The following is a 24,640-nucleotide window of genomic DNA, read 5'->3' as shown; positions in this document are numbered from 1 at the left end:
GCTGTGGCACTTTCGATTTCGGCGGTGCTGCTGCTGCTGATCGTCGTCTTCCTGCTGGTCAGGAAAGCCGGTTTGAAGGCGGGGCACGCGGTGGTCTGCGTACTGCTCGGGTTCTACCTGGCGAGTTCCTCCATCGCGCCGACGATCCGGGACCTCACCACCAACGTCGCGGGCATGATCGGCGACTTCAAGTTCTGAGCCCGTGGCTTCCCCCTGGTGAGCCGCGGGGCCTGCCCTAGGCTCTCCTCATGACCGCACCGCCCGCCCGCCGACTGCTGCTCGTCCACGCGCATCCCGACGACGAGTCGATCAACAACGGCGCCACCATGGCCAAGTACGCCGCCGAGGGCGCGCTCGTCACGCTGGTGACGTGCACCCTCGGCGAGGAGGGCGAGGTCATCCCGCCCGAGCTGGCGCACCTGGCCCCCGATCGCGACGACACCCTCGGCGCGCACCGGACCGGCGAACTCGCCGACGCCATGGCGCAGCTCGGCGTCACCGACCACCGTTTCCTGGGCGGCCCCGGCCGCTTCCGGGACTCCGGGATGATGGGCGTGCCGCAGAACGACCGGCCGGAGAGCTTCTGGCAGGCGGACCTCGATCTCGCGTCCTCGTACCTCGTGGAGGTGATCCGCGAGGTCCGTCCGCAGGTCCTGGTCACGTACGACCCCGACGGCGGCTACGGCCACCCCGACCACATCAAGGCGCACCGGGTCTCCATGCGCGCCGCAGAACTGGCCGCGGAACCGGCCTACCGGCGTGACCTCGGCGGCCCGCACTCCATCGCCAAGATCTACTGGAACTGCATCCCGCGCCGCGTGGTCGAGGAGGGCTTCGCCCGGCTGCGCGGGGCCGGCCGGCAGATCCCCTTCGAGGGCATCGCGACCGCCGACGACGTCCCGGGCGTGGTGGACGACGGCCTGGTGACCGCCGCCATCGACGTGGAGGCCCGCTACGCCGGGCAGAAGGCCGCGGCGATGAAGGCCCACGTCACCCAGATCGCGGTGGACGGCCCGTTCTTCGCGCTCTCCAACGACCTCGGACAGCCCTTGTTCGGCGCCGAGTTCTACCGTCTGGTCAAGGGCGTGCCCGCGCCGGCCGGGAGCCTGGAGGACGATCTGTTCGCGGGGACCGGGGCATGAGGCGCGCCGCCTACCCGTTGCTCGTGGTCCTGGGCGTGCTGGTCGCCGTCGCGGGGTCGCTGGTCCAGGCCGCCTGGTTCCCGGGCGGGTTGCTGCTCGCGCTCGCCGGGAGCGCGGCGCTCTTCCACGGCGGCGCCCGGCTGACCGGCACGCGGCTGGGCGCCGTGGTGCCGGCGGCGGTGTGGCTGATCACCGTGATGCTGCTGAGCTCCGCCCGCCCGGAGGGTGATTTCCTGTTCGCCAACGGAATCAGTCCGTACGTCTACCTGTTGGGCGGAGCGATGGCCGGCGTGATGTCGGCCACGCTTGTGCAACCCCGTCCTCCCGCCGGTGGATCACTTGAGGCACCATAGGCGCCACGTTGCGTCCGTTACGGAGCGAGCGTCGCCCGTTTTGGCGGTTGACGTCACATAAACCCCTTTGATCAGGGCGGTCTCCATCCGGCGGGCAGGCGGCTCCGACGCGGCGCCCAGTATGGTGGTGCGCGCCGCCGGGCCGCCCGCGGAAAGGCCGTGACGGGTGGCGAAGCGAACCGGGAGAGCCTGCTTTGAGTCGTGAAACTGATCGTCCGTCCCCCGGCCCCCAGGGCCGGGGCGGAGCCGCGTACCCGTCGGGTACCCCGCCGTACGGAACCCGACCGTTTCCGTCGCTGCATCCGCAGGAGGACCCGCGCGACGGGGCCGCGACCGGGGAGCCCGCTGCGGCTCCCGCCGCGGAGGAGACCAAGACCGAGACCACGCTGACCACCCGGGTGCGCATCAACATCCCCGGGTCCCGGCCGATCCCGCCGGTCGTCGTCCGCACGCCCGTCGAGGGCGGCGCGGAGGGAGGGGCGCCCGCCGGGTCCGCCCCGTCCGCCCCCGAGGCCGAGCCGGCCCCGCTGTCCACGGGCTGGGCCGCCGGCGGCGGCACCGCGGCCGGTCAGGGCGTTCCGGCGCCCGCGCCGGAACCCGCCGCGGAGCCCGCGCCGGCGCCCAAGGGCGAGAAGCCGGCCAGCGACTGGTTCGCGCCGCGGAAGGCCGCACCCAGGCCCGAGTCCGGCCCGGGGCCGGGGCCGGGCCCGGCGCCCGGTCCCGAGGCGACGCAGGTGTTCTCCGCTCCCGAGGTCACCCAGCCGATGCGGCTCGGCGACATCCCCGCCCAGCCGGGCCCCATGGAGCGCGGACCGGTCCCGGGACCTGGCGCCGCCCCCGGCGGCCCGCGACGCGGTGGCATCCCGTACCTGAACGACGGCGCGGTCGGCCCGGCCGGTCCCGGCGGTCCGGTGGCGCCGGGTGGCCCCGGCGGCCCCGCGGGTCCCGGTGGCCCCGTGATGCCGGGCGGCCCTGGTGGCCCCGGCGGCCCTGGGGGCCCCGCGGGTCCCGGACGCCCCGCGCCGGCACCACGCCCGTTCCCCGGCAGCCCCGGCGCGGGGCCCGCCGGTCCCGGAGCAGGCGCGCCCTTCCCGGGGCAGCAGCCACCGGCCGGCCCCACCGCGGGCCCGGTCACCGGGGAGATGCGGGTGCCCCCGGCGGGCCCCGCCGCCGGCCGGCCGCCGTTCCCCACGCCGTTCCCGTCCTCCGCGGCCGACCGGATGTCCGGCGACACCGTCGTCAGCGGCATCCCGGCGGTTCCCCCCGCGGGACCGTCCGCCAACCGGCCGGCCCCGCCCGCCGGCCGTCAGAGCGCGGCGCAGCCCGAGGCCAAGGGCCGCTCCAAGCTCATACTGGCGGGCGTCGGCGTGCTGGGCGTGCTGGGCATCGCCTACGGCGCGGGACTGCTGATGGACCACTCCGACGTCCCGGCCGGTACGACCGTCTACGGCGTCGGGATCGGCGGCAAGACCAAGGACCAGGCCGTCGCGGTCCTCGACCAGGCGCTCGGCTCCCGGAAGAACGCGCCGATCACCGTCACCGTCGGCGACCAGCGCACGTCGCTGAAGCCCGCGGCCGCCGGTCTCGTCCTCGACACCGACGCGACCGTCCGCAACGTGGCGCACCGCGACTACAACCCGGTCACCGTCATCGGCTCGCTGTTCGGCGGCTCGCGCGCCGCCGAACCCGTGCTGACCACGGACAGCGAGAAGCTCCGCGCCCAGTTGGAGAAGCTCTCCCGGGGGCTCGGCGGCTCGGGCTCCGAGGGCATGGTCAAGTTCGTGAAGGGCAAGGCCGTCGCCGTCCCCGGCAAGCCCCACGAGGGCGTGGACGTGGCCGCCTCGATCGACACCGTCACCGCCGCCTACGCCACGCAGGTCGCCACCGGCAAGGCCGGCGCGGTCAGCTTGAAGGTCACCACCGTCCAGCCCAAGGTGACCCAGGAGGCGCTCGACAAGGCCGTCAGCGGCTTCGGGAAGACGGCCATGTCCGGATACGTCATGGTCCGTGCGGGCGCCGCGGAACCCGTCCCGTTCAGCCCGCAGAACTCGCTGTCGAAGATCCTCACGATGGTGCCCGACCAGGACGGCAACCTGACGCCGTACATCGACCGCAAGGTGCTCAAGGGCCTGTACGGCGGCGCCTTCGACGGTGTCCTGGTCGAGCGTGGGGACGGCAGCAAGACCGCCGTCACCCCGGAGGACGTCGCCTCCGCGATGCTGCCCGCGCTGCAGACCACCGACACCGCCAAGAAGACGGTGACCATCGAGGGCACGTCCTGACCCCCGGTCGCCCGATCCGCGCGTGAAGGGTGTGGCCCCGGTACCCGTACCGGGGCCACACCCATGACATCTGTCATCCGCGGGACAGGACGCCCGGCACTGCCGCCCGGACCGTGCCGTCGGCGACGCTGCTGCCATGACCGCAACAGTGTTCACGCACGTGAGCAAGAGCTTCGGTCAGGTCCGGGCCGTCGACGACCTGAGCCTGACCCTCCACCCGGGTGAGACCGTCGCCCTGCTGGGCCCCAACGGCGCCGGCAAGTCGACCACCCTGGACCTGCTGCTGGGACTGCGCACGCCCGACTCCGGCACCGTCGAGGTCTTCGGGACCACCCCGCGCCGGGCGATCACCGATGGCCGGGTCGGGGCCGTGCTGCAGAGCGGCGGCCTCATGGAGGAGGTCACCGTGCGCGAGCTGGTACGGCTCGCCTGCGACCTGCACCCGCGGGCCCACCCCGTCGCCGAGGTGATGGCGGCCGCCGGGCTGGAGTCCATCGCCGACCGCAAGGTCGACAAGCTCTCCGGCGGCCAGGAGCAGCGCGTGCGCTTCGCCCTGGCCACGGCGGGCGCGAGCGACCTGCTGGTCCTCGACGAGCCGACCACCGGCATGGACGTCTCCGCCCGGCAGGCCTTCTGGGAGGCCATGCGCGGCCAGGTGAAGCAGGGCCGTGCGGTGCTCTTCGCGACCCACTACCTGGAGGAGGCGGACGCCGTCGCCGACCGGGTGCTCGTCCTGCAGGGCGGCCGGCTGGTGGCCGACGGCACCGCCGCCGAGATCAAGGCGCGGGCCGGGGTCCGGCGTATCGTCTTCGACCTGGACACTCCGCCGGACGAGCGCGCCCTGCGGGCCCTGCCGCGGGTCACGGACGTGGAGGTCACCGGGCGCACGGTGCGCATCCGCTCCACGGACGCCGACGCGACGGTGCACGCGGTCTACGCGGCCGGGCTCTACCCCCGTCACCTGGAGGTCGCCGGGCTCGGCCTGGAACAGGCCTTCCTGGCCATCACGGAGTCGTCCAAGGAGTCCACGGAGGAGGTGGCGGCGCGATGAGGACGCTGGCCCGGCTGGAGATCCTGCGCGTCCTGCGCAACCGCAGGTTCATGTTCTTCTCGGTGCTGTACCCGGTGCTGCTCTTCATGATCCTCACGGCGGGGCAGAAGGCCGCGATGGTGCCGTACTACATGGTCGCGATGTGCGCCTTCGGCGCCATGACCGCCGTGCTCATGGGCAACTCCGAGCGGATCGCCCGGGAGCGCGACAAGGGCTGGGTGCGCCAGCTGCGGCTCACCGCCCTCCCCGGGCGCGGCTACGTCCTGGCGAAGATCGCCGCGGCCGCCACGGTCAGCCTGCCCTCGATCGTGCTCGTGCTGCTCGCCGGCGGCGCCGTGAAGGGCGTGCGGATGGCCGCCTGGCAGTGGGCCGGGGTGCTGCTCACCAGCTGGGCGGGGAGCTTCGTCTTCGCCGCGCTCGGCGTGGCCATCGGCTACGTCGCCTCGGCGGAGACCGCCCGCCCCATCGCGATGATCGCCTACTTCGGGCTCGCGCTGCTCGGCGGCCTGTGGATGCCCTTCAGCTCCTTCCCCGGCTGGCTGCGCGACATCGCGAACCTGCTGCCGGCCCGGCCGTACGCGGCGCTCGGCCAGGCCGTCGAACTCGGCCAGGCCCCGCACGCCCGGGACATCGCCGTACTGGTGGTCTACGGGCTGGTCTTCGCCGGGACGGCCGCTTGGATGTACCGCAAGGACACCGCGAAGGCCTGAGAGGAGAACGATCGTGGCCGCCGGAACGACACAGCAGCGGGAGGCCGCCGAGCCCCGGGACGCCCCGGCCATCGGCCGGGCCCCGGAGAACCGCCGCCAGGCCGTGGTCAAGCTGGTCTGGGTGGCCATGTGGATGCTCTACCTGGGCGCCCCGGTCAGCGACCTCGCCGAGGGCGGGCACGGCCTCACCGCGACCGTGCTCGGCTGGCTCGGGCTCACCGCCTTCGTCGCCGCCTACCTGGGCATCGTCTTCCTGCGGACCAACGCGGAACACCAGCCGCGGTGGGTGTACGGGCAGCTCCTGCTGCTCGGCGCGCTGGGCCTGCTGATGACGTTCACCCTGGGCGACGCCTTCCTCGTGCTGTTCGTCTACCTGGCGGTCGGCTGCGGGGCGGTGCTGCCCGGTCGGCAGGCGCGCTGGGCGATCCCGCTGGTGACCGCGGTGCTCGCGGCCGTCGCCGGGCTCACCGGGGCGAACCAGGCCACGGTGGTCTCGCTGCTCGTGCCGTGCCTGCTCGGCGGCTACGCCATGACCGGGGTGCGCCAGCTGGTGCGCACCACCCGCGAACTGCGCGAGGCCCGGGCGGCGGTGGCCCAGCTGGCCGCCACGGAGGAACGCCTGCGGCTCGCCCGCGACCTGCACGACCTGCTCGGCCACTCGCTGTCGCTGATCACCCTCAAGAGCGAACTGGCCGGGCGCATGCTGCCCGGCCGTCCCGAGGACGCCGCCGCGCAGGTCGCCGACATCGAGCGGGTCAGCCGGCAGGCCCTCGTGGACGTCCGGGAGGCCGTCAGCGGCTACCGCAGGCCCACCCTCGCCGCCGAGCTCGCCGGCGCCCGTGGCGCCCTGCAGGCCGCCGGGGTCCGCGCCGAGCTGCCCGCCACCGTGGCCGCCCCGCTCACCTCGGAGGCCGAGGGCGCGCTGGCCTGGGCCCTGCGCGAGGCCGTCACCAACGTCGTACGGCACAGCGGCGCCGCCCGCTGCGTGGTGACCGTCGCCGAGGACGACGGCACGGTACGGCTCACCGTCGCCGACGACGGGCGCGGCCCGGGCCCCGGCGGCACACGGCGCGGCAACGGGCTGACCGGCCTGGAGGAGCGCCTGATGCTCGCCGGTGGCCGTCTGGAGACCGCCGCGGACGGCGGCTTCACCCTCCACGCCGTCGTCCCTGCCGACTACGCTCACGGCCATGATCCGGGTGCTGCTGGCGGAGGACCAGTCGATGGTGCGCGAGGCCCTGGCCGCGCTGCTGGGGCTTGAGGAGGACATCGAGGTGGTCGCGCAGGTCGCGCGCGGCGAGGACGTCGTCGGAGCGGCCCGCGACGCCGGGGCGCAGGTCGCCCTCCTCGACATCGAGATGCCCGGCGCGATGACCGGCCTCGACGCGGCCGCCGTGGTGCGGGCGGAACTGCCCGGGGTCCGCGTCGTCATCGTCACCACCTTCGGCCGGCCCGGGTACCTGCGCCGGGCCATGGAGGCGGGCGCCGACGCTTTCCTGGTCAAGGACGCGCCCGCGGGGGAACTCGCGGAGGCGGTGCGCAGGGTGCTGCGGGGGGAGAAGGTGATCGACCCGGTGCTCGCCGCCGCCGCGCTCTCGGAGGGGGCCGACCCCCTCACCCCGCGCGAGCGCGACGTCCTGCGCGCGGCGGCCGACGGTTCCCTCAACGCGGACATCGCCCGGCGCCTCCACCTCTCCGAGGGGACCGTCCGCAACTACCTCTCCACCGCGATCCAGAAGACCGCCGCGCGCAACCGCGCAGAAGCGGTCCGCATCGCCCTCGAACGCGGCTGGCTCTAGCCGTCCGCCGCCCGTGCCCACCCGTTCCGCCTCGCGGCGGACCGCCTGCCACAACCCGCCTGCGTGCCGGCACCCCCCGGTCAGTTGAGGAGCGCCCGGGCGGCCCGCGCCTGCCGCCGCATCGCGGTCGCGGCGGAGGGCTCCGCCTCGGCGAGCACGTCCGCGTACGCCTCCATCTCCGCGGCGCCCCGCGCGAAGTCCCCCTTCCGCACCAGGAGCTGGGCGTGTTCGAGGCGCAGCCGTGCCGGATGGTGGGGCAGCAGCAGCGCCAGTTCGACCGCCCACAGTTGCGTCGTCAGGTGCTCCGGCCGTGCCGAGGCCCACGCGCGGATGTTGTTGAGCACCCGCAGCACGATGTCCAGCGGATCCGCGGGTTCCAGCATCGCCGGGGAGGGCGCGGCCCCCGTCGCGCCCGCCACCAGCAGGCGCACGTCCTCCTCCCCGAGCCGCCGGCCGCCGTTGAAGGGGTCGGCCAGCACGAAGACGCCGGCGGGGTCGCCGAAGCCCACGACGAAGTGCCCGGGGAGGGCGACGCCGTGGACCGGTCCGCCGGCGCGCCGGACGACCTCCATCCAGACCACCGACAGCAGGATCGGCAGCCCGCGCCGTCGTTGCAGCACCTCGTGCAGCAGCGAGGACTCCAGCCGCTGGTAGTCGGCCGGGGAGCCGCCGAACCCGCAGCGGCCGGCGAGCAGTTCGGCGGTGGCGTCGGCCCACTCGGCGGGGCCGGTGAGGCCGTAGGGCAGGAGCCCGGCGAGACGGTCGAGTTCCATCTGCGCCGCGTCCGTCCCGGCCTCGTCGAGGGACGGGTCGGCCTCGGCCCCGATGAGCAGGCACAGGTCCGCGAGGTCGGGGCGCACCTCGCGGGCGGCCTCGGCGAAGCGCTGCCTGGTGGAGTCGTCCATACCGGGGTTCTCACCCTTCCGCGGACAGCGGGCCGCGCCGGTAGTGGTACGCGTGGTGGGTGGTGAAGCCCATCCGGTCGTAGAGGGCGCGCGCGCCCTCGTTGTCGGTCTCGACCTGCAGGTACGCGCCGGAGGCGCCCTCGTCCAGGGCCTTGCGGGCGAGCGCGGCCATCACGGCCAGGGCCAGTCCGCGCCGCCGGTGGGAGGGGGCCACCTCGACGGCGCCGAAGGAGGCGAAGCGGCCGTCGACGACGCAGCGCCCAATCGCCGCGGGCCCGGTGTCGGCGGGGTCGCCGTCCCCCGGCACCGTGGCGAACCACACCGAGGGGCCGCCGGTGAGCACCTTCAGGGCCGCGTCGCCGAGGTCACCCGTGCGGTGGTAGCGGGCGAGCCACGCCGCGTCGGCCTCGCGGGACAGGCGTACGGCCTCGGCGCCGGGCAGGTCCGCGATCGGCGCCAGGGCGGCCGTGCGCAGCAGGGCGTGGCCCTCCGCCGTCCAGCCGAGGCCGCCCAGCGCCTGCGCCAGCGTCTCGTCGGAGTCCTCGCTGCCGGTCGTGACCTGCACGTACGCCGGCAGTCCGCGGTCGCCGTACCAGCGGGCGATCCGCGCGGCGGCCTCCGTCAGCGGGACACCCGGATCGCCCAGGGGCAGCACGGAGTTGGCGCGCCGGGTGAAGCCGCCGGCCGCCCGCAGCGTCCACGCGCCCAGCCGGGCCGCCTCCTGCGCGGGCCAGCAGCGGGAGGCCGATTCCTGCAGTTCCCTGGCCGTCGCGCGGGGCGCACGGGCGCCGCGGCGCGCCGGTGCGTCGGGCACGATCTTGCCCGCGACCAGGGACGATTCCGCGATGCGGACGGTCTCCCCGTCCCGACGGGTGACAACAAGCACCCCTTCGTTCCACGATGTGAGAATCCCGACGGCGTCGGCGAACACCGGCCGCCCCTCGACGATCTCCACGATCCTTCGGACCGACACGCGTTTGCCCACGTCAGAAGGGGTTATGCGTACCTCGAGCCGGCCTCCGGCGGTGAAATCCATGCTCATGACCGCCCCTCCTGTTCGTCTGCTGCCCAAGAACGGAGATACTAGGGGCGGGCATCGACGACGCCGCGCTCCCGCGCGAGACAGCCCTACCGAGGAGGAACGACAGCGTGACCTACGTCATCGCGCAGCCTTGTGTCGACGTCAAGGACAAGGCGTGCATCGAGGAGTGCCCCGTCGACTGCATCTACGAGGGCCAGAGGTCCTTGTACATCCACCCGGACGAATGCGTCGACTGCGGAGCCTGTGAGCCGGTCTGCCCGGTGGAGGCCATCTTCTACGAGGACGACACCCCGGAGGAGTGGAAGGACTACTACAAGGCGAACGTCGAGTTCTTCGACGAGCTCGGCTCGCCCGGTGGTGCCTCCAAGCTCGGGCTGATCGAGCGCGACCACCCCTTCATCGCCGCCCTGCCGCCGCAGGGCGAGTGACCCGACCGTTGCGGGCGGTCCCGTACGGCACACCGCCGTACGGGACCGCCGTGTTTCAGGTAGTGGCAGGCCGTGTGCCTGCGAGGAACGGAAAGTGAGCACCACCGTGGCGCAGCCAGTCTCGTCCAGACTCCCCGTCTTCCCCTGGGACCGGCTCGAACCGTACAAGGCCACGGCCGCCGCCCATCCCGGCGGCATCGTCGACCTGTCGGTCGGCACCCCGGTCGACCCGGTCCCGCACATCGTGCAGCGGGCCCTGGCCGGGGCCGCGGACAGCCCCGGGTACCCGACCGTGTGGGGGACGCCCGAGCTGCGCGCCGCCATCACCGGCTGGGCCGGCCGCCGGCTGGGCGCCACCGGCCTGACCGACGCGCACGTGCTGCCGGTCGTCGGCTCCAAGGAACTGGTCGCCTGGCTGCCGACCCAACTGGGTCTCGGCGCGGGCGACAAGGTGGCGTACCCGCGGCTGGCCTACCCGACCTACGAGGTCGGCGCGCGGCTGGCGGGCGCCGAGGCGGTCGTCTACGACGAACCGACCGAGCCCGACCCGGCCGGGCTGCGGCTGCTGTGGCTCAACAGCCCCTCCAACCCCACCGGTCGCGTGCTGTCCAAGGACGAGCTGACCCGTGCCGTCGCCTGGGCGCGCGAGCACGGCGTGCTGGTGTTCAGCGACGAGTGCTACCTGGAGCTGGGCTGGGACGCCGACCCGGTGTCGGTCCTGCACCCGGACGTCTGCGGCGGCTCCTACGAGGGCATCGTGGCCGTCCACTCGCTGTCCAAGCGCTCCAACCTGGCCGGCTACCGCTCAGCGTTCCTCCTGGGCGACCCGGCCGTGCTCGGCGAGCTGCTGCAGATCCGCAAGCACGGCGGCATGATGACGCCCGCGCCGGTGCAGGCCGCCACGGTCGCCGCGCTCGGGGACGACGCCCACGTGGCCCGGCAGCGCGAGCGCTACGCGCGGCGGCGGGCGTCCCTGCGCGAGGCCTTCGAGGCGGCCGGCTTCCGCATCGAGCACAGCGAGGCGAGCCTGTACCTGTGGGCGACGCGTGACGAGTCCTGCTGGGACACCGTCGCGGACCTGTCCAAGCACGGCATCCTCGTGGCGCCCGGCGACTTCTACGGCGCGGCGGGGGAGCGGTACGTGCGGATCGCCTTCACGGCCACCGACGAGCGGGTGGCGGCGGCGGTGCGCCGGCTGGCCTCCTGAGCCGCGGGCGGCCACGACGCGGCGCAAAGGGCCCGGGGAGCACCGCTCCCCGGGCCCTTTCGGTGCGGCTGTGGGGGGTCAGCCGCCGATGGGGAGCCCCTGGAGGGGCAGCTGCCCGGTGGAGGGGAGGCCGCCCGGCAGCCCGGAGCCCTTTGCGGTCTTCCCGAGCTCCTGGGCGGTGCCGCCGACGGTCTTGGCGGTCTGCGTCGCCGCGCCCTTGACGGCGGGCTGGGCGTCCTTGGCCAGGTCGCTGACGGTGTCGGTCGTCGCGGGCAGCGCCTCCTGCACGGTCTTCACGGCGCCGGACTGCTTGGCCACGCCGTTCACGGTGCCGGTGAGCTCGGGGGTCTTGTCCACGTTGGTCAGCCCACCCAGGTCGCCGACCTGCGGCAGCGCTGCGGCGGACGCGGCACCGGCACCGATGAGAGGAGCCGCGGCCGCGCCGACCAGCAGGGCAGCCCGGGCGATCCGACGCGCGAGGGGGAGAGACATGGTGCTCCTTTTACGGAGAGACGACGGTTTCGACGTGACATGTCCGCGGGGCGGACGTCGTGACTACCGCGTGAAGGGGGCCGAAGGTTGCGGCCCCCAAGAGTAAAGAATTGGTAATGCGAAAGGATTCCCGGGGCGGTAAAGCGGAGCAATTCGGACGGGGACGGAAGTGCCGCGGAAACGTCACAGCCCTTGATCAGGAGCTTTTTTCGCACCCCCGAACGAGGGGATTCGCATCTGATGGTTTTGGCGTATCAATCACCCGCCTGGGGGTGAATGCCCGCACTATTGCGCGACGGTGATCCTGACGTCGCCGCCGGCCCCGTGCGCGGCGTCGGAATTCGATGCCGTCCAGCCCCGGTCGGAGGCCTCCGCCGACCACTCGCGGTTCCCGAAGGACACCTTCTCCACCTTCAGTTCATGGGCGTGCGCCACCGCCCACTGGGCCAGCTCCCAGCCCCGGCGGCCCTCGTCGCCGCGCGCCTCGTTCCCCGCCGGGGCCGACGGCACGGCCACCGTGCGCCGCGCCGGACCCCCGCCCCGCGCACCGTTCTTGGCGTCCCGCGCGGCCTCGCCGCCCGGGTCCGCGGGGGTCTCGGTGGTGCGCGGCGCCACGTCGGCCCCGAACTCCCGCACCAGCCGCTCCCGCACCTTCGCCGGGTCGCCCCCGGAGACCGTCCCCGCGGCCAGGGGGGTGACGCAGGTGAGCGCCCCGGCGTGCCGGCCGGTCAGCGCGCCGGCCAGCAGCGCGGCGTCCGCCTCGTGCTTGGCGTACGCCTGCGGGAAGCCGCTCTTCTGTACTTTCTGCGCGGCCACCGTGAGGGGCAGCCGGGAATAGCCGTGGATCTTCACCAGGCCGTCGAAGAATTCGTTGGAGGCGTAGACCGGGTCCATGATCTGCGCGGCCGTGCCCCAGCCCTGCGAAGGGCGCTGCTGGAACAGGCCCACCGAGTCGCGGTCCCCGTGGTCGAGATTGCGCAGCGCCGACTCCTGCATGGACGTGGCCAGCGCTATCGTCACCGCCCGCTCCGGCAGCCCGCGCGAGGTCGCCACCGCGGCGATCGTGGAGGCGTTCGCCGCCTGCTGGGGCTCCAGGGTCAGGCTGCCGGCCTCCGTGGTGACCGTGCAGGCCGGATGGCGCGGACCGCCGCCGACGCCGGCCAGGTGGTACGCGGAGTAGCCCGCGACCCCCAGCAGGACCAGTCCTGCGGTGATCAGACGGGCTGCGCGCCCCCGCCTGCGGGGGGCGCTTGCGGCGGGTGTCGAGGTCGACGGTGGCTTCGGCACGCGCACACCGTACCGAAGCCCGCTGTGCCGGTGGCCTCGTCAGGCCCCCGGTAGGGTCGGCGGCATGGAACGGCCCGTGCTCGATCTCAGTCAGGACGCCGCCGCCGTGACGGCGCAGCTCGTCGACATCCCCTCCGTCAGCCTCGCCGAGAAGCCGCTGGCGGACGCCGTGGAGAGCGCCCTGCGCGCCCTGCCCCACCTCACGGTGGATCGGGACGGGGACGCCGTCGTCGCCCGCACACGGCTCGGCCGGGCCGAGCGCGTCGTACTCGCCGGTCACCTGGACACCGTGCCGATCGCCGCGAACGTGCCCTCCCGCCTCGACGAGGACGGCGTCCTGTGGGGCTGCGGCACCTCCGACATGAAGTCCGGGGTCGCCGTCCAGCTGCGGCTCGCCGCGACCCTCACCGAGCCCAACCGCGACCTGACCTTCGTCTTCTACGACGCCGAGGAGATCGCGGCGGAGCACAACGGCCTCAAGCGGCTCGCCGAGAACCACCCGCAGTGGCTCGCCGGCGACTTCGCCGTCCTGCTGGAGCCCACCGACGCAAAGGTCGAGGGCGGCTGCCAGGGCACCTTGAGGTTCCGGGTGGAGACCACCGGCCGCCGCGCCCACTCCGCGCGCAGCTGGCTGGGCGAGAACGCCATCCACAAGGCCGCGCCCGTGCTGGCCCGGCTCGCCGCCTACGAGCCGCGGCGGGCGGTCGTCGACGGCCTCACCTACCGCGAGGGCCTCAACGCCGTCATGATCGAGGGCGGTCACGCCGGGAACGTGATCCCCGACTCCTGCGCGGTCATCGTCAACTTCCGCTTCGCCCCCGACCGTTCCGAGGCCGAGGCGTTCGCCCACGTCCGCGAGGTCTTCGAGGGCTACGAGGTGCGGCTGACCGACAGCGCCCCCGGCGCCCTGCCGGGCCTGTCCCACCCGGCGGCGGCCGCCTTCGTCGAGGCCATCGGCACCGAGCCCGCGCCCAAGGAGGCCTGGACCGACGTGGCCCGCTTCTCCGCGCTGGGCGTCCCGGCCGTGAACTACGGCCCCGGCGACCCCCGGCTCGCCCACACCCGCGAGGAGCACGTCGCCGTCGCCGCCGTCCTGGAGGCGGAGGAGAAGCTGCGCGCCTGGCTGTCGTAACGAGCAATTCAGCGGCGCGTTCTTGATCCGCCCGGCGGACGCGGTCGTACCCTGACCGGACGGCAGCGAAAGGAGCGCGACATGGACAGTGACGCGGAGGAGGCGTCCGCCGCCGAGACAGCCGCAGCGGAGGGCAGCCCCACGGGGCGCGGCTGGCCCGAGCGCCACACCGGTCCCGTCGTACGGCGCCGGGGCCAGGTGCAGAAGTCCACGACCGACCAGCGGTTGCTGGACACCCGTGGACCCTCGGACTGGGTGCACGGCGACCCGTGGCGCGTGATGCGCATCCAGTCGGAGTTCGTCGAGGGCTTCGGTGCGCTCGCCGAACTCGGCAGGGCGGTCAGCGTCTTCGGGTCCGCCCGTATGGCGGAGGGCTCGGCCGACTACGAGACCGGCGTCCGCATCGGCCGCGCCCTGGCCGAGGCGGGCTTCGCCGTCATCACCGGCGGCGGCCCCGGGGCCATGGAGGCGGCCAACCGGGGTGCCTGCGAGGCCGGCGGGGTCTCGGTGGGCCTGGGCATCGAGCTCCCCTTCGAGCAGGGGCTCAACCCCTACGTCGACATCGGCGTGAACTTCCGCTACTTCTTCGTCCGCAAGACGATGTTCGTGAAGTACGCCTCCGGGTTCATCGTCCTGCCGGGCGGCTTCGGCACCCTCGACGAGCTCTTCGAGGCCCTCACGCTGGTCCAGACCCGCAAGGTCACGCAGTTCCCCATCGTCCTGTTCGGCTCCGCCTACTGGCGCGGCCTGGTCGACTGGGTCCGCGACACCGTCGTGGACGGCGGCAAGGCGTCCCCGGTCGACCTGGAACTCCTCCACGTCACGGACGACGTCGACGAGGCGGTCGCCCTGGTGACCAAGGAGACCGGCGACTGAACCGCGGGCCCTACGCCAGCCCCCGCCGGGCGACCGCCGGGGGCCGGTGTCCCGCGATCGAGGCCACCATGTCCAGCACCTGACGGGTCTCGGCGACCTCGTGCACCCGGTACACCCGGGCGCCGAGCCACGCCGAGACGGCGGTCGTCGCCAGGGTGCCGATCAGCCGCTCCTTGACGGGGCGGTCCAGGGTCTCGCCCACGAAGTCCTTGTTGGACAGCGAGACCAGCACCGGCCAGCCGGTGGCCGTCATCTCCGGCAGCCGCCGGGTCGCCTCCAGCGAGTGCCGGGTGTTCTTCCCGAAGTCGTGGCCGGGGTCGATGAGGATGGCGTCCCGCCGCACCCCGAGCGCGGCCGCCCGCTCCGCGAGGCCCACCGTCACCTTCAGGATGTCGGCCATCACGTCCTCGTAGCCGACCCGGTGCGGCCGGGTGCGCGGCAGCGCGCCGCCCGCGTGGGTGCAGACCAGGCCGACGCCGTGCTTCGCGGCGACCTCGGCGAGCCGGGGGTCGACGCCGCCCCAGGCGTCGTTGAGCAGGTCCGCCCCGGCCTCGCAGACCGCCTCGCCGACCTCGTGGCGCCAGGTGTCGACGCTGATCACCACGTCGGGGTGGCGCCGGCGCACCTCGGCGACGAAACCGGCGGTCCTGCGGATCTCCTCCTGCGCCGAGACCTCCTCGCCGGGGCCCGCCTTCACCCCGCCGACGTCGATGATCGAGGCGCCCTCCGCGACCGCGCGCCCGACGCGTTCGAGGGCCGGTGCGTCGGTGAACGTGGCGCCCTGGTCGTAGAACGAGTCCGGCGTCCGGTTCACGATCGCCATGATCACGGGCTCGTGCTCGCCGAATTCCCGTGTGCCCAGCCGCAGCATGTCGCGCCTGCCTCCCTCGAAATGTCGTACGCCGATCGAAGATAGTCGCCGACCGCACACCGCGCGCACGGCGCGACGTGGCACGATCGTGGCGTACACGTCGGGCCGACCCCGGGAGAGGTCTTGTTCTGGTTCATGCTCATCGCGTTGGTCGCGGTGGTCGCCGCGGTCGCCCTCGCGGTGCTCGGCGACGGCGGGGTGCTCCGTGACGTGGAGCCGGACCGGGTGGAGGACCGGCTGCCGCCGCAGCGGCCGGTGGGCCGCGCGGACGTCGAGCGGCTGCGCCTGCCGGTGACCGTGCGCGGTTACCGCATGGTGGACGTCGACGACGTGCTGGAGCGCCTCGGCGCGGAACTGGCCCAGCGCGACGCCCACATCGCCGACCTCGAGGCCGCGCTGGCCGGCGCCCACGCCACCCGGCTCGGCGGCCACTCGCTGCTCAAGGACGCCGACGAGGCCCCGCGGGCCCCCGAGGACCCGCGCGCCCCCGGGAGCGGGCTGTGAGCGACGGCGGCGTGGTGACCGGGCCGGACGGCCTGGCCCGCTGCCCGTGGGGGCTGTCCACCGACGACTACGTCGAATACCACGACACCGAGTGGGGGCGCCCGGTGCACGGCGAGGCGGCCCTCTTCGAGCGGCTGTGCCTGGAGGCCTTCCAGTCGGGCCTGTCCTGGATCACGATCCTGCGCCGCCGCGAGGGCTTCCGGAAGGCCTTCGCCGGCTTCTCCCCGGAGGCGGTCGCCGCCTTCACCGACGACGACCGGGAGCGGCTCCTCGCCGACACCGGCATCATCCGCAACCGCGCCAAGATCGACGCCTCCATCGGCAACGCGCAGGCCACCCTGGCGCTGCGCGAGGCCCACGAGGGCGGTCTGGACGCCCTGGTCTGGTCGTACGCGCCGGACGCCGCCGGACGCCCGGCACCCCGCACGGTCGCGGACGTGCCGGCCGTCACGGCGGAGTCCACCGCGCTGGCCAAGGACCTCAAGAAGCGCGGCTTCCGCTTTGTCGGCCCCACCACGGCCTACGCGCTGATGCAGGCCTGCGGCCTGGTGGACGACCACCTGGCCGACTGCTGCGCCCGCCGCTGAGCGTCCCGGCCGCCCCGCCTGCCCCGGCTCAGCGGCCGAGGAAGCGGGGCTTGTCCTTCTTCAGGAACGCGTCGACGGCGATCCGGTGGTCCTCGGAGGCGCCGGCGGCCGTCTGCAGCTCGTCCTCCTTGGCCAGGGTGTCGACCAGCGAGTGCCCCTCGCCGTACGCCAGGGAGGCCTTCACCGCCGCGTAGGCGACCGTCGGGCCCTCGGCGAGCGTGCGGGCGACCGAGGCGGCCTCGGCGGCCAGCTCGCCCGCCGGGACCAGGCGGTTGGCGACGCCCAGCTCGAAGGCCTCCTGCGCGCTGATCGTGCGCGGGAAGAGCAGCAGGTCGGCGGCGCGGCTGCGGCCCACCAGCCGGGGCAGCGTCCAGGAGGCCCCGGAGTCGGCGGTCAGGGCGACGCCGACGAAGGAGGTGTTGAAGGCGGCGGTGTCGGCGACCACGCGGTAGTCGCAGGCGAAGGCGAAGCCGGCGCCCGCGCCCGCGGCGACCCCGTTGACCCCGGCGACGACGGGCTTGGGCATGGTGGCGATCGCGGTGACGATCGGGTTGTAGTGCTCGCGCACCGTGGACATGGCAGGCCCGCCGCCCTCCTGCTGGAGGAACGCGACGTGCTCCTTGAGGTCCTGGCCGACGCAGAAGGCCTTGCCGTTCGCGGTCAGCAGCACGGCCCGCACCGCGGGGTCGGCGCCCGCCGCCTCCAGGGCGTCCCGCAGGGCGACCTTGGTCTCCACGTTCAGCGAGTTCATCGCCTCGGGGCGGTTCAGGGTGATGGTGGCGAGCCCGTCACTCACCTCGTACAGCACGGTGTCGGCCATGTGGTCCCCTTCGTCGCGGCTCACGTTCGGGGCCAGCATGCCGGAGATCGCCGGGCACGGACATGTGACCCCCATCAAACGCGGCCGAGAGTGCGATCACCGAAATGGACGGTTTTGCGGGACCGGGTTCTCGAACGGATGGGAACCGATGTTGGTCATCAGGTCACCCGATGCGGGATAATGGCCGAGAACCAATGTGTTCGAGTCCGGTGGCGCCTGGGCCACCGTGTGCGAAGAGCTGGTTTCAGGAAGGGGAACGAGCATGGCGGCCATGAAGCCGCGGACGGGTGATGGCCCGCTCGAGGTGACCAAGGAGGGGCGGAGCATCATCATGCGCGTTCCGCTCGAGGGCGGCGGACGGCTTGTCGTCGAGCTGACTCCGGACGAGGCGGATGCACTCGGCGAGGCTTTGAAGAAGGCCATCGCCTGACAACCGGCCAATCCAAGCCTTGGGCCCCTGGCGGCATGCGCCGGGGGCCCACTTGTTTGTCCGTTTGCGCGCCGCTCCGGAAACAGGTGCATTCCGGGCGGGGAAATTGTCAGCCGCGCCGTACCGCGCAGAGCAGGCCGTCGTCGGTCGGCAGCAGGACGGGGGCGAGGGCCGCGTTGTCCCGTACCGTCCGCATCAGTTCGCGCAGCCGGATGACCTCCGGTTCGGAGTGCGCGGCGTCCATGGACCGGCCCTGCGCGAAGGCCCCCTCGAAGCAGACCAGCCCCCCGGGGCGCAGCAGGCGCAACGATTCCCCCAGGTAGTCCGGGTACTCCAGCCGGTCCCCGTCGCAGAACACCAGGTCGTAGCCGCCGTCGGCGAGCCGGGGGAGGACGTCCAGCGCCCGGCCGGGGATGAAGCGGGCGCGGTTCCCCGCGAACCCCGCCTCGCGGTAGGCGGTGCGGGCGTGCTGCTGGCGGTCCGGTTCGGTGTCGACGGTGGTCAGCACGCCGTCGGGGCGCATGCCCTGCAGCAGGTGGATGCCGGAGACCCCGGTGCCGGTGCCGATCTCCACCACCGCCTTGGCGTCCGTGGCGGCGGCCAGCAGTCGCAGTGCCGCGCCGGTGCCGGGGGAGACGGGGCGCACGCCTGCCTCACGAGCTCGCCCGCGGGCTCGTATCAGCGCGTCGTCCTCGGCGACGAAAGCGTCCGCGAACGCCCAGCTCGCCTGCCGGTTGCCGGTAATTGCCCTCTCCTGTCCGCCTGACGGTTGCAGCCCGCCTGGCGACTGTATCCGTTGCGGTCGGGAACCCGCAGATGGGACCGCTCGTTGGTACCTGCGACGGACCTGAACGTCAGGGCCGGGAGCGATGCGCCCGGCACTTATCCGGAGCTAACGGGCGAGGTGGATATGGTAGGGGCTCTACTGGACACCACCAGAGCCGACAGGGGAGGTGCGGCTGCGGCGGGTCACCGGGGAGTGCTGTCGCGCTTCCGCAGGTCGGCCGGCGAGCCGAAATCCGTGACCGATACAGCTGACGACCGTCCGCGCAACGACGAGTCCGTGACTGTGGCCGCCAACGCGACCTTCGCCACCGACGGGGACAACCAGGCGTGGACCCCCCCTTCGTGGGAGGAGATCGTCAGTACGCACAGTGCCCGGGTCTACCGCCTGGCGTACCGTCTCACCGGCAACCAGCACGACGCCGAGGACCTCACCCAGGAGGTCTTCGTCCGCGTCTTCCGCTCGCTGTCGACGTACACCCCCGGCACCTTCGAGGGCTGGCTGCACCGCATCACCACCAACCTCTTCCTCGACATGGTCCGCCGCCGTCAGCGCATCCGCTTCGACGCCCTGGGCGACGACGCCGCGGAGCGGCTGCCGAGCCGCGAGCCGTCCCCGGCGCAGCACTTCGCCGACACCCACTTCGACGCGGACATCCAGCAGGCGCTGGACACCCTCGCCCCGGAGTTCCGCGCGGCCGTCGTGCTCTGTGACATCGAGGGACTGTCCTACGAGGAGATCGCCGCGACGCTCGGCGTGAAGCTGGGCACCGTGCGCAGCCGTATCCACCGCGGTCGTTCGCACCTGCGCAAGGCGCTGGAGCACCGTGCGCCGGCCGCCCGTCCGGGCCGCGCGCCCGTCCTGGCCACCGGCCGGCCGGCCCTGGAGGGCGGGAGCACGTGAGCAGCGGTGTCAGCCGGCATCTCACGTGTGCCGACCAGCACTTGGGCGACCACCTCGCCGCCTTCGTCGACGGCGAACTGCACGACGACGCCCGCGACCGGGTGCTCGCGCACCTGGCGACCTGCCCCGACTGCAAGGCCGCTGCCGACGAGCAGCGCCGGATGAAGGACGTGGTCGCCGCCTCGGCGCCGCCCGCCCTCTCCGCAGGCCTGCTCGCCCGCCTCCAGGAGCTGCCCGGGGGTGACGGGGACGGCGGAAGAGGGCCCTTCGGGGACGGCGGACTGATGGAGACGGCCAGCCTCGGCGGTGAGCGCCTCGGCGGCGGTCTGTTCGGGAAGGCGCGCGAGGAGTTCTCGCTGCCCCTGTCCGCGTCCGCGTCGCGCGGCTTCCGGATCCACGAGAGCGGCCGCTCCGGCGCGGCGGTCGCGCCCGTCGGCCCCGCTTCGTCCGCGGCAGCGGCCCGCGGCCGGCGCCGGTTCGCCTTCGCCGCGGCGGGCGCGGTCTCCATGGCGGCCATCGCGCTCGGCGGCGCGCTGCCGCTGGACGCCGCGGTCGACGGAGCCGGCGGCACCCCGCTCTCCCGCAGCGGCCCGGGCGCCCCCGCGACGCCGTTCAGCGGCGCGACCGCCCGCGCGGCGGCCGACGTGTGGAGCACGGCCACCAGCGACCTGCTGCACCCCGACTCCCGCGGCATGCATCCGTTCGGCGTCGGCACGGACGGCCGGGTGCCCGCCGGCACCGTCACCCGGCCGCTGGGTCTGTCCGGCGACGACCGGTCGGTCACCGGCTCGGCCGCGTCCGCGGTCCCGGGGGTCACCCCGGCACCCGCCCTGGCCCCGACGGCGACCGCGAGTCCCTCCGCTTCGCCCGCCTCGTCGAGCGGCGCGACGGCCTCGCCGGCCGTGCCCGTTCCGTTCGACTCGGTCGTCCCCCTGGTCGGCCACTTCCCCGTGACCCGCTGAGCGGTCGGCTGCGGGCGGCGCCGACTCCTGGTTCAATCCAGGGAGGACTGGTCGTCGTAGGGGAGCACCGTGGACGAGGGGAAGGCCGAAGGGCCGAAGTGGTGGAGCCGGCCGGAGACGGTCGCGCCGGTTCCCCCTGAGCCGCGGGACCGGCCCGCCCCGGACACGGTCCCCGTGGCTCCCGCAGGGCCCCCCGCCGGAGCGGCCCCCCGGCACACCCCGGACCCGTACGACACCCCGCCGTACGGCGAACCCGGCCCCTGGGCGCCCGCGCCGCCCGTACAACCTCCCGCCGGCGCGGCGCCACCGCCGCACCAGCCCGCGCCCCCGCCCCCGCCGCCGAGCGGCCCGCCCGGACCCCCGGCACCGCTGTCCGTCGGCCAGTGGCACCGCTACGACCCCTGGGCGCCCCCGGGCGGCTCCACGGGGCAGCAGCCGACCGCCCGGCGCACGGGGAGCCGGCGCGCCCCGCTGGCGGCCGCCCTGATCGCCGTCACCCTGATCGCCGGAGGCGTCGGCGGGGCGCTGGGCGCCTACGTGCACGACAGCGGCGGCACGCCGGAGGTCACCCTGCCGCAGGCCACCGCGGAGGCCGGCACCCGCGCCCCGGACAGCATCGCGGGCATCGCGGCCCAGGTCCTGCCCGGCGTCGTCTACATCCACGTCAAGGGCGACGCCGGTGAGGGCACCGGCACCGGGTTCGTGCTGGACGGCGAGGGCCACATCCTCACCAACAACCACGTGGTGGAGAGCGTCGCCAAGAGCGGCACCATCTCGGTGACCTTCAACGGCGGCCAGGTGAAGCCCGCCACGATCGTGGGCCGGGACACCGGCTACGACCTGGCGGTCATCAAGGTCAGCGGGGTGAAGGGGCTCCACCCGCTGACCCTCGGCGACTCCGACGCCGCCCAGGTCGGCGACCCGGTCGTCGCCATCGGCGCCCCGTACGGTCTCGAGGGCACCGTCACCTCCGGCATCATCAGCGCCACCCAGCGCCCGATCACCGCGGGCGGGGAGACCAACAGCAGCGACGTCAGCTACGTCGACGCCATCCAGACCGACGCCCCGATCAACCCCGGCAACTCCGGCGGTCCGCTGGTGGACGCCAAGGGCCTGGTCATCGGGATCAACAGCGCCATCCGCTCGGCGGACAGCGGCTCCGACCCCTTCGGCAACAGCAGCCAGGGCGGGAGCATCGGCCTCGGCTTCGCCATCCCGGTCAACCAGGCCAAGCGGGTGGCCGAGCAGCTGATCAACGACGGCAAGGCCACCCACCCGGTGATCGGCGTCAGCATCAACCTGCAGTACTCCGGCGACGGCGCCCAGGTCAGCCCCGAGGGCCAGGGCGAGGGGGACTCGGTGACCCCGAACGGCCCCGGCGCCAAGGCGGGCATCGAACCCGGTGACGTGATCACCGCCATCGACGGCAAGCGGGTGCACAACGGCGAGGAGCTGATCGTGCGGATCCGCGCCCACCGGCCCGGCGACACGCTGCAGCTCACCGTGAAGCGGGACGGCAAGCAGCGCGCCATGGAGCTGACCCTGGGCTCGGCCAGCGGGAACTGAGCACGGCGCATTCGGGATTTACCGGGGCGCGACCTACTGTTGACCCTGCCCACTCCCGTGCGGACGGTTGGGGCAGGTACGGTGAGATCCGCCGGATTCCGTCCGCCGGCCGAGGACCACGAGGAGCTGCACGGTGTTTTCAGACATAGGCGCGCTGGAGGTCGTCGCGCTCGTGATCCTTGCCGTGCTCGTGTTCGGGCCGGACAAGCTTCCCAAGGTCATCAAGGACGTGATGCAGTTCGTCCGCAAGGTGCGGGAGTTCTCCGACAGCGCGAAGGCGGACATCCGCAGCGAGCTGGGCCCGGAGTTCAAGGACTTCGAATTCGAGGACCTGCACCCGAAGAACTTCGTCCGGAAGCAGCTGCTGGACAACGACGAGCTGGGCCTGAAGGAGATCCGCAACGGATTCGACTTCAAGGAGGAGATGTCGGCGGTCACCGACGCCGTGCACGGCCGCGACAGCGGCGGCTCGGGTTCCGCCGCGGGCTCCTCGGGCACCCCGGACCGGCTGCGCAAGCGCGACGGCCTGACGCCCGGCGAGGCCCCGCCGTTCGACTCCGACGCCACCTGATGCAGGGGCCTGCCCCGATCACGTAGCGCGAGTGGCTATTCTCCCTTTGTTTGCCCTTATGGAGGAGGCGCCGCGCGTATGGAGACCACAGCTGATCCGGCGGATCGTACGACCGGCGGCTATCTCAAGGCCGACTTCACCTGGTACGGACTGGACGAGGCGTTCACCGGCGACCGCTGGCTCGCCCCGGTCGGCATGAGCGCCGACGGCACGGTCGAGCACGGCTCCACCGGCCACGGCGACGAACCGTCGGTCAAGGTCGAGCCCACCCCCGACCACCGCCGCTTCGTGGTGGTCGTCACGGTCGCCGACCGCCCGGTCCGGCGCAGCTCGGACGGCACCGGCGTGCTGGACGCCACCTCGGTCGCCTCGGCGGCCTGGCTGGCGGGTTCCGGACTGCTGACCTGCACCTGGCCCACCCAGATGGAGCGGCACCTGCGGCAGAACTGGCTCGACCAGCAGACCGCCATCGCCTGGGACCTCGCGGACAACCTCGAGGGTCCCGACTGGTCGGCGCTCAGCCTGCCGGTGGACGGCGTCCCCACGCCGTTCCACTACCGGGAGTCGGAGTACGGCTGGGTGATGGCCGGATCGGCGCGCGGGGTGCACCTGGGTGCCTTCGGGCGCGGGATGAGCGCCTACGGCCTCGGCCTGGCCCAGGTGAAGGACATCACCACGTACCGGCCGTGAGGCCGTGAGCAACGGCTCAGGGGCGCCTCCCGGACCGGGAGGCGCCCCTGAGGTCTTCGGCGGGCCGGTCGCGGCCGGCCCGCCGGTTCAGAACTTGTTGCGCGGCGTGATGCCCAGCGACATGCCGGCCAGTCCGCGCTGACGCCCGCCCAGCTTGCCCGCGATGGCCCGCAGCGCCGAGCCGGCCGGGGACTGCGGGTCGGTCAGGACGACCGGGCGGCCGTCGTCGCCGCCCTCGCGCAGCCGCACGTCGATGGGGATCTGGCCGAGCACCGGCACGGTCGCGCCGGTGGTGCGGGTCAGGCCCTCGGCGACCCGCTCGCCGCCGCCGCTGCCGAAGACGTCGACCATCTCGCCGCAGTGCGGGCAGGGCAGCCCGGACATGTTCTCGATGACGCCGACGATCTTCTGGTGGGTCTGCACGGCGATGGTGCCCGCCCGCTCGGCGACCTCGGCCGCCGCCTGCTGGGGCGTGGTGACCACGAGGATCTCGGCGTTCGGGACCAGCTGCGCGACGGAGATCGCGATGTCGCCCGTGCCGGGCGGCAGGTCGAGCAGCAGCACGTCCAGGTCGCCCCAGTACACGTCGGCCAGGAACTGCTGCAGCGCCCGGTGGAGCATCGGGCCGCGCCACACGACCGGGGCGTTGCCCGGGGTGAACATGCCGATGGAGATGACCTTCACACCGTTGGCCGAGGGCGGCATGATCATGTTCTCGACCTGGGTCGGACGGCCGTCCGCGCCCAGCATCCGCGGCACGCTGTGGCCGTAGATGTCGGCGTCGACCACGCCGACCTTGAGGCCGTCGGCGGCCATCGCGGCGGCCAGGTTCACCGTCACCGAGGACTTGCCGACGCCGCCCTTGCCGGAGGCGACCGCGTACACCCGGGTCAGCGAGCCGGGCTGGGCGAACGGGATCTCCCGCTCCGCCTGCCCGCCGCGCAGCGAGGTGGCCAGCTCGCGGCGCTGCTCGTCGCTCATCACGTCCAGCTCGACGGTCACCGCGGTGACCCCGGCGACCTTCGACACGGCGGTGGTCACCAGGTTGGTGATGGTGTCCCGCAGCGGGCAGCCCGACACCGTCAGGTACACGCCGACCCGCACCGCGCCGTCGTCCGCGATGTCGACCGACTTGACCATGCCGAGGTCGGTGATCGGCTTGTGGATCTCGGGGTCGTTCACCGTCGCGAGCGCGGCGCGCACCGCGTCGGGCGAGGGGGAGGAGCCGTACGCTTCGGTAGCCATG

28 protein-coding genes are annotated in these 24,640 nt (G+C 73.6%); 20 read left to right on the top strand and 8 right to left on the bottom strand.

Going from position 1 to position 24,640, the window contains the following annotated elements; translation table 11 throughout:
* Positions 1–3: 3 nt before the first annotated feature.
* The 8 genes from ACFYYN_RS04760 to ACFYYN_RS04725 all read left to right on the top strand — a co-directional run bounded on the left by ACFYYN_RS04760 (position 4) and on the right by ACFYYN_RS04725 (position 7,337).
* Positions 4–198 carry a hypothetical protein gene (locus ACFYYN_RS04760; RefSeq protein ID WP_431950994.1) on the top strand — a complete coding sequence of 65 codons (195 nt, stop codon included), beginning with the start codon at positions 4–6 and terminating at the stop codon, positions 196–198.
* A 50-nt stretch (positions 199–248) separates the two neighbouring features.
* Positions 249–1,142, top strand: coding sequence for an N-acetyl-1-D-myo-inositol-2-amino-2-deoxy-alpha-D-glucopyranoside deacetylase (gene mshB, locus ACFYYN_RS04755; protein ID WP_500544662.1), 894 nt, complete (start codon positions 249–251; stop codon positions 1,140–1,142).
* On the top strand, positions 1,139–1,495 hold the full coding sequence (locus tag ACFYYN_RS04750) for a DUF6113 family protein (RefSeq protein WP_499513773.1): 357 nt from the start codon (positions 1,139–1,141) through the stop codon (positions 1,493–1,495). The genes mshB and ACFYYN_RS04750 overlap by 4 nt, the downstream gene beginning before the upstream one ends.
* 194 nt (positions 1,496–1,689) lie before the next feature.
* Positions 1,690–3,777, top strand: coding sequence for a VanW family protein (locus tag ACFYYN_RS04745; RefSeq protein WP_500544661.1), 2,088 nt, complete (start codon positions 1,690–1,692; stop codon positions 3,775–3,777).
* A gap of 136 nt (positions 3,778–3,913) precedes the next feature.
* On the top strand, positions 3,914–4,828 hold the full coding sequence (locus ACFYYN_RS04740) for an ABC transporter ATP-binding protein (RefSeq protein ID WP_500544660.1): 915 nt from the start codon (positions 3,914–3,916) through the stop codon (positions 4,826–4,828).
* Complete coding sequence (locus ACFYYN_RS04735; protein WP_500328000.1) at positions 4,825–5,538, top strand: ABC transporter permease; 714 nt, start codon at positions 4,825–4,827, stop codon at positions 5,536–5,538. The genes ACFYYN_RS04740 and ACFYYN_RS04735 overlap by 4 nt, the downstream gene beginning before the upstream one ends.
* A gap of 13 nt (positions 5,539–5,551) precedes the next feature.
* Entirely contained in the window at positions 5,552–6,799 is a 1,248-nt protein-coding gene (locus ACFYYN_RS04730; RefSeq protein WP_500544659.1) for a sensor histidine kinase, read from the top strand.
* Positions 6,729–7,337 (top strand): response regulator, encoded by a 609-nt coding sequence (locus ACFYYN_RS04725; RefSeq protein WP_500327998.1) that lies wholly within the window; start codon positions 6,729–6,731, stop codon positions 7,335–7,337. Before ACFYYN_RS04730 ends, ACFYYN_RS04725 begins: the two co-directional genes overlap by 71 nt.
* Positions 7,338–7,417: 80 nt before the next feature.
* Here ACFYYN_RS04725 and ACFYYN_RS04720 read toward each other — a convergent pair whose 3' ends face one another.
* Positions 7,418–8,242 (bottom strand): transglutaminase family protein, encoded by an 825-nt coding sequence (locus ACFYYN_RS04720; RefSeq protein WP_500544658.1) that lies wholly within the window; start codon positions 8,240–8,242, stop codon positions 7,418–7,420.
* Between the two features lie 10 nt (positions 8,243–8,252).
* Positions 8,253–9,278 (bottom strand): GNAT family N-acetyltransferase, encoded by a 1,026-nt coding sequence (locus ACFYYN_RS04715; protein ID WP_500544854.1) that lies wholly within the window; start codon positions 9,276–9,278, stop codon positions 8,253–8,255.
* A gap of 113 nt (positions 9,279–9,391) precedes the next feature.
* On the opposite strand from ACFYYN_RS04715, the gene fdxA reads away from it, so the two are divergent.
* Entirely contained in the window at positions 9,392–9,712 is a 321-nt protein-coding gene (gene fdxA / locus ACFYYN_RS04710) for a ferredoxin (RefSeq protein WP_018561461.1), read from the top strand.
* Between the two features lie 94 nt (positions 9,713–9,806).
* A complete protein-coding gene (gene dapC / locus ACFYYN_RS04705; protein WP_500544657.1) occupies positions 9,807–10,919 on the top strand; it encodes a succinyldiaminopimelate transaminase in 1,113 nt (370 codons plus the stop codon).
* 78 nt (positions 10,920–10,997) lie between these two features.
* On the opposite strand, the gene ACFYYN_RS04700 is transcribed toward dapC, so the two are convergent.
* Together ACFYYN_RS04700 and ACFYYN_RS04695 are read right to left on the bottom strand one after the other, a co-directional pair.
* Positions 10,998–11,411 carry an ATP-binding protein gene (locus ACFYYN_RS04700; RefSeq protein ID WP_500544656.1) on the bottom strand — a complete coding sequence of 138 codons (414 nt, stop codon included), beginning with the start codon at positions 11,409–11,411 and terminating at the stop codon, positions 10,998–11,000.
* Positions 11,412–11,696: 285 nt separating this feature from the next.
* Positions 11,697–12,698 (bottom strand): VldE C-terminal domain-containing protein, encoded by a 1,002-nt coding sequence (locus tag ACFYYN_RS04695; RefSeq protein ID WP_500544655.1) that lies wholly within the window; start codon positions 12,696–12,698, stop codon positions 11,697–11,699.
* A 64-nt stretch (positions 12,699–12,762) separates the two neighbouring features.
* Here ACFYYN_RS04695 and dapE point away from each other — a divergent pair, with 64 nt between their 5' ends.
* Positions 12,763–13,830, top strand: a complete 1,068-nt coding sequence (gene dapE / locus ACFYYN_RS04690) for a succinyl-diaminopimelate desuccinylase (RefSeq protein WP_500544654.1) — start codon at positions 12,763–12,765, stop codon at positions 13,828–13,830.
* A gap of 81 nt (positions 13,831–13,911) precedes the next feature.
* Positions 13,912–14,706: an LOG family protein gene (locus ACFYYN_RS04685; RefSeq protein ID WP_500544653.1), complete on the top strand. Its 795-nt coding sequence runs from the start codon at positions 13,912–13,914 to the stop codon at positions 14,704–14,706.
* Between the two features lie 10 nt (positions 14,707–14,716).
* Here ACFYYN_RS04685 and folP read toward each other — a convergent pair whose 3' ends face one another.
* Positions 14,717–15,577, bottom strand: coding sequence for a dihydropteroate synthase (gene folP, locus ACFYYN_RS04680; RefSeq protein ID WP_500544652.1), 861 nt, complete (start codon positions 15,575–15,577; stop codon positions 14,717–14,719).
* A 123-nt stretch (positions 15,578–15,700) separates the two neighbouring features.
* Here folP and ACFYYN_RS04675 point away from each other — a divergent pair, with 123 nt between their 5' ends.
* Positions 15,701–16,081, top strand: coding sequence for a cell division protein DivIVA (locus ACFYYN_RS04675; protein WP_499513785.1), 381 nt, complete (start codon positions 15,701–15,703; stop codon positions 16,079–16,081).
* Complete coding sequence (locus tag ACFYYN_RS04670; RefSeq protein ID WP_500544651.1) at positions 16,078–16,668, top strand: DNA-3-methyladenine glycosylase I; 591 nt, start codon at positions 16,078–16,080, stop codon at positions 16,666–16,668. The genes ACFYYN_RS04675 and ACFYYN_RS04670 overlap by 4 nt, the downstream gene beginning before the upstream one ends.
* A 28-nt stretch (positions 16,669–16,696) precedes the next feature.
* Here ACFYYN_RS04670 and chcB read toward each other — a convergent pair whose 3' ends face one another.
* On the bottom strand, positions 16,697–17,488 hold the full coding sequence (gene chcB / locus ACFYYN_RS04665; RefSeq protein WP_500328046.1) for a 2-cyclohexenylcarbonyl CoA isomerase: 792 nt from the start codon (positions 17,486–17,488) through the stop codon (positions 16,697–16,699).
* A gap of 262 nt (positions 17,489–17,750) precedes the next feature.
* Between chcB and ACFYYN_RS04660 the strand changes: the two genes are divergently transcribed.
* Entirely contained in the window at positions 17,751–17,918 is a 168-nt protein-coding gene (locus ACFYYN_RS04660) for a DUF3117 domain-containing protein (protein ID WP_018561471.1), read from the top strand.
* A gap of 109 nt (positions 17,919–18,027) precedes the next feature.
* Here ACFYYN_RS04660 and ACFYYN_RS04655 read toward each other — a convergent pair whose 3' ends face one another.
* Complete coding sequence (locus tag ACFYYN_RS04655; RefSeq protein ID WP_499516934.1) at positions 18,028–18,693, bottom strand: O-methyltransferase; 666 nt, start codon at positions 18,691–18,693, stop codon at positions 18,028–18,030.
* A 135-nt stretch (positions 18,694–18,828) separates the two neighbouring features.
* On the opposite strand from ACFYYN_RS04655, the gene sigE reads away from it, so the two are divergent.
* The 5 genes from sigE to ACFYYN_RS04630 all read left to right on the top strand — a co-directional run bounded on the left by sigE (position 18,829) and on the right by ACFYYN_RS04630 (position 23,394).
* The gene (gene sigE / locus ACFYYN_RS04650; RefSeq protein WP_499513787.1) at positions 18,829–19,605 is read left to right on the top strand and encodes an RNA polymerase sigma factor SigE; all 777 of its coding nucleotides are present in this window, start codon (positions 18,829–18,831) and stop codon (positions 19,603–19,605) included.
* Complete coding sequence (locus tag ACFYYN_RS04645; RefSeq protein WP_500544650.1) at positions 19,602–20,567, top strand: anti-sigma factor family protein; 966 nt, start codon at positions 19,602–19,604, stop codon at positions 20,565–20,567. Before sigE ends, ACFYYN_RS04645 begins: the two co-directional genes overlap by 4 nt.
* A gap of 69 nt (positions 20,568–20,636) precedes the next feature.
* Entirely contained in the window at positions 20,637–22,133 is a 1,497-nt protein-coding gene (locus tag ACFYYN_RS04640; RefSeq protein WP_500544649.1) for a S1C family serine protease, read from the top strand.
* 133 nt (positions 22,134–22,266) lie between these two features.
* Positions 22,267–22,704, top strand: a complete 438-nt coding sequence (locus ACFYYN_RS04635) for a sec-independent translocase (RefSeq protein ID WP_500544648.1) — start codon at positions 22,267–22,269, stop codon at positions 22,702–22,704.
* A 78-nt stretch (positions 22,705–22,782) separates the two neighbouring features.
* Complete coding sequence (locus ACFYYN_RS04630; protein ID WP_499513791.1) at positions 22,783–23,394, top strand: hypothetical protein; 612 nt, start codon at positions 22,783–22,785, stop codon at positions 23,392–23,394.
* An 87-nt stretch (positions 23,395–23,481) separates the two neighbouring features.
* Here ACFYYN_RS04630 and ACFYYN_RS04625 read toward each other — a convergent pair whose 3' ends face one another.
* Positions 23,482–24,639 (bottom strand): Mrp/NBP35 family ATP-binding protein, encoded by a 1,158-nt coding sequence (locus ACFYYN_RS04625; protein WP_500544647.1) that lies wholly within the window; start codon positions 24,637–24,639, stop codon positions 23,482–23,484.
* Between the last annotated feature and the right edge of the window lies 1 nt (position 24,640).

The organism is Streptomyces sp. NPDC001902, from assembly GCF_042891295.1.
GTDB lineage: Bacteria > Actinomycetota > Actinomycetes > Streptomycetales > Streptomycetaceae > Actinacidiphila.
Note: the sequence above shows the minus strand (reverse complement) of the source record. Positions and strands in the feature narration are given on the sequence as shown.

What these genes read in the sequence shown, in the direction of transcription:
- sigE (WP_499513787.1), top strand. Translation starts at nt 18,829, where the DNA reads ATGGTAGGGGCTCTACTGGACACCACCAGAGCCGACAGGGGAGGTGCG.
- ACFYYN_RS04715 (WP_500544854.1), bottom strand. Translation starts at nt 9,278, where the DNA reads ATGGATTTCACCGCCGGAGGCCGGCTCGAGGTACGCATAACCCCTTCT.
- ACFYYN_RS04625 (WP_500544647.1), bottom strand. Translation starts at nt 24,639, where the DNA reads ATGGCTACCGAAGCGTACGGCTCCTCCCCCTCGCCCGACGCGGTGCGC.
- ACFYYN_RS04660 (WP_018561471.1), top strand. Translation starts at nt 17,751, where the DNA reads ATGGCGGCCATGAAGCCGCGGACGGGTGATGGCCCGCTCGAGGTGACC.
- ACFYYN_RS04725 (WP_500327998.1), top strand. Translation starts at nt 6,729, where the DNA reads ATGATCCGGGTGCTGCTGGCGGAGGACCAGTCGATGGTGCGCGAGGCC.
- ACFYYN_RS04700 (WP_500544656.1), bottom strand. Translation starts at nt 11,411, where the DNA reads ATGTCTCTCCCCCTCGCGCGTCGGATCGCCCGGGCTGCCCTGCTGGTC.
- dapE (WP_500544654.1), top strand. Translation starts at nt 12,763, where the DNA reads ATGGAACGGCCCGTGCTCGATCTCAGTCAGGACGCCGCCGCCGTGACG.
- ACFYYN_RS04750 (WP_499513773.1), top strand. Translation starts at nt 1,139, where the DNA reads ATGAGGCGCGCCGCCTACCCGTTGCTCGTGGTCCTGGGCGTGCTGGTC.
- folP (WP_500544652.1), bottom strand. Translation starts at nt 15,577, where the DNA reads ATGCTGCGGCTGGGCACACGGGAATTCGGCGAGCACGAGCCCGTGATC.
- chcB (WP_500328046.1), bottom strand. Translation starts at nt 17,488, where the DNA reads ATGGCCGACACCGTGCTGTACGAGGTGAGTGACGGGCTCGCCACCATC.
- ACFYYN_RS04720 (WP_500544658.1), bottom strand. Translation starts at nt 8,242, where the DNA reads ATGGACGACTCCACCAGGCAGCGCTTCGCCGAGGCCGCCCGCGAGGTG.
- ACFYYN_RS04735 (WP_500328000.1), top strand. Translation starts at nt 4,825, where the DNA reads ATGAGGACGCTGGCCCGGCTGGAGATCCTGCGCGTCCTGCGCAACCGC.
- ACFYYN_RS04740 (WP_500544660.1), top strand. Translation starts at nt 3,914, where the DNA reads ATGACCGCAACAGTGTTCACGCACGTGAGCAAGAGCTTCGGTCAGGTC.
- ACFYYN_RS04630 (WP_499513791.1), top strand. Translation starts at nt 22,783, where the DNA reads ATGGAGACCACAGCTGATCCGGCGGATCGTACGACCGGCGGCTATCTC.
- mshB (WP_500544662.1), top strand. Translation starts at nt 249, where the DNA reads ATGACCGCACCGCCCGCCCGCCGACTGCTGCTCGTCCACGCGCATCCC.
- ACFYYN_RS04685 (WP_500544653.1), top strand. Translation starts at nt 13,912, where the DNA reads ATGGACAGTGACGCGGAGGAGGCGTCCGCCGCCGAGACAGCCGCAGCG.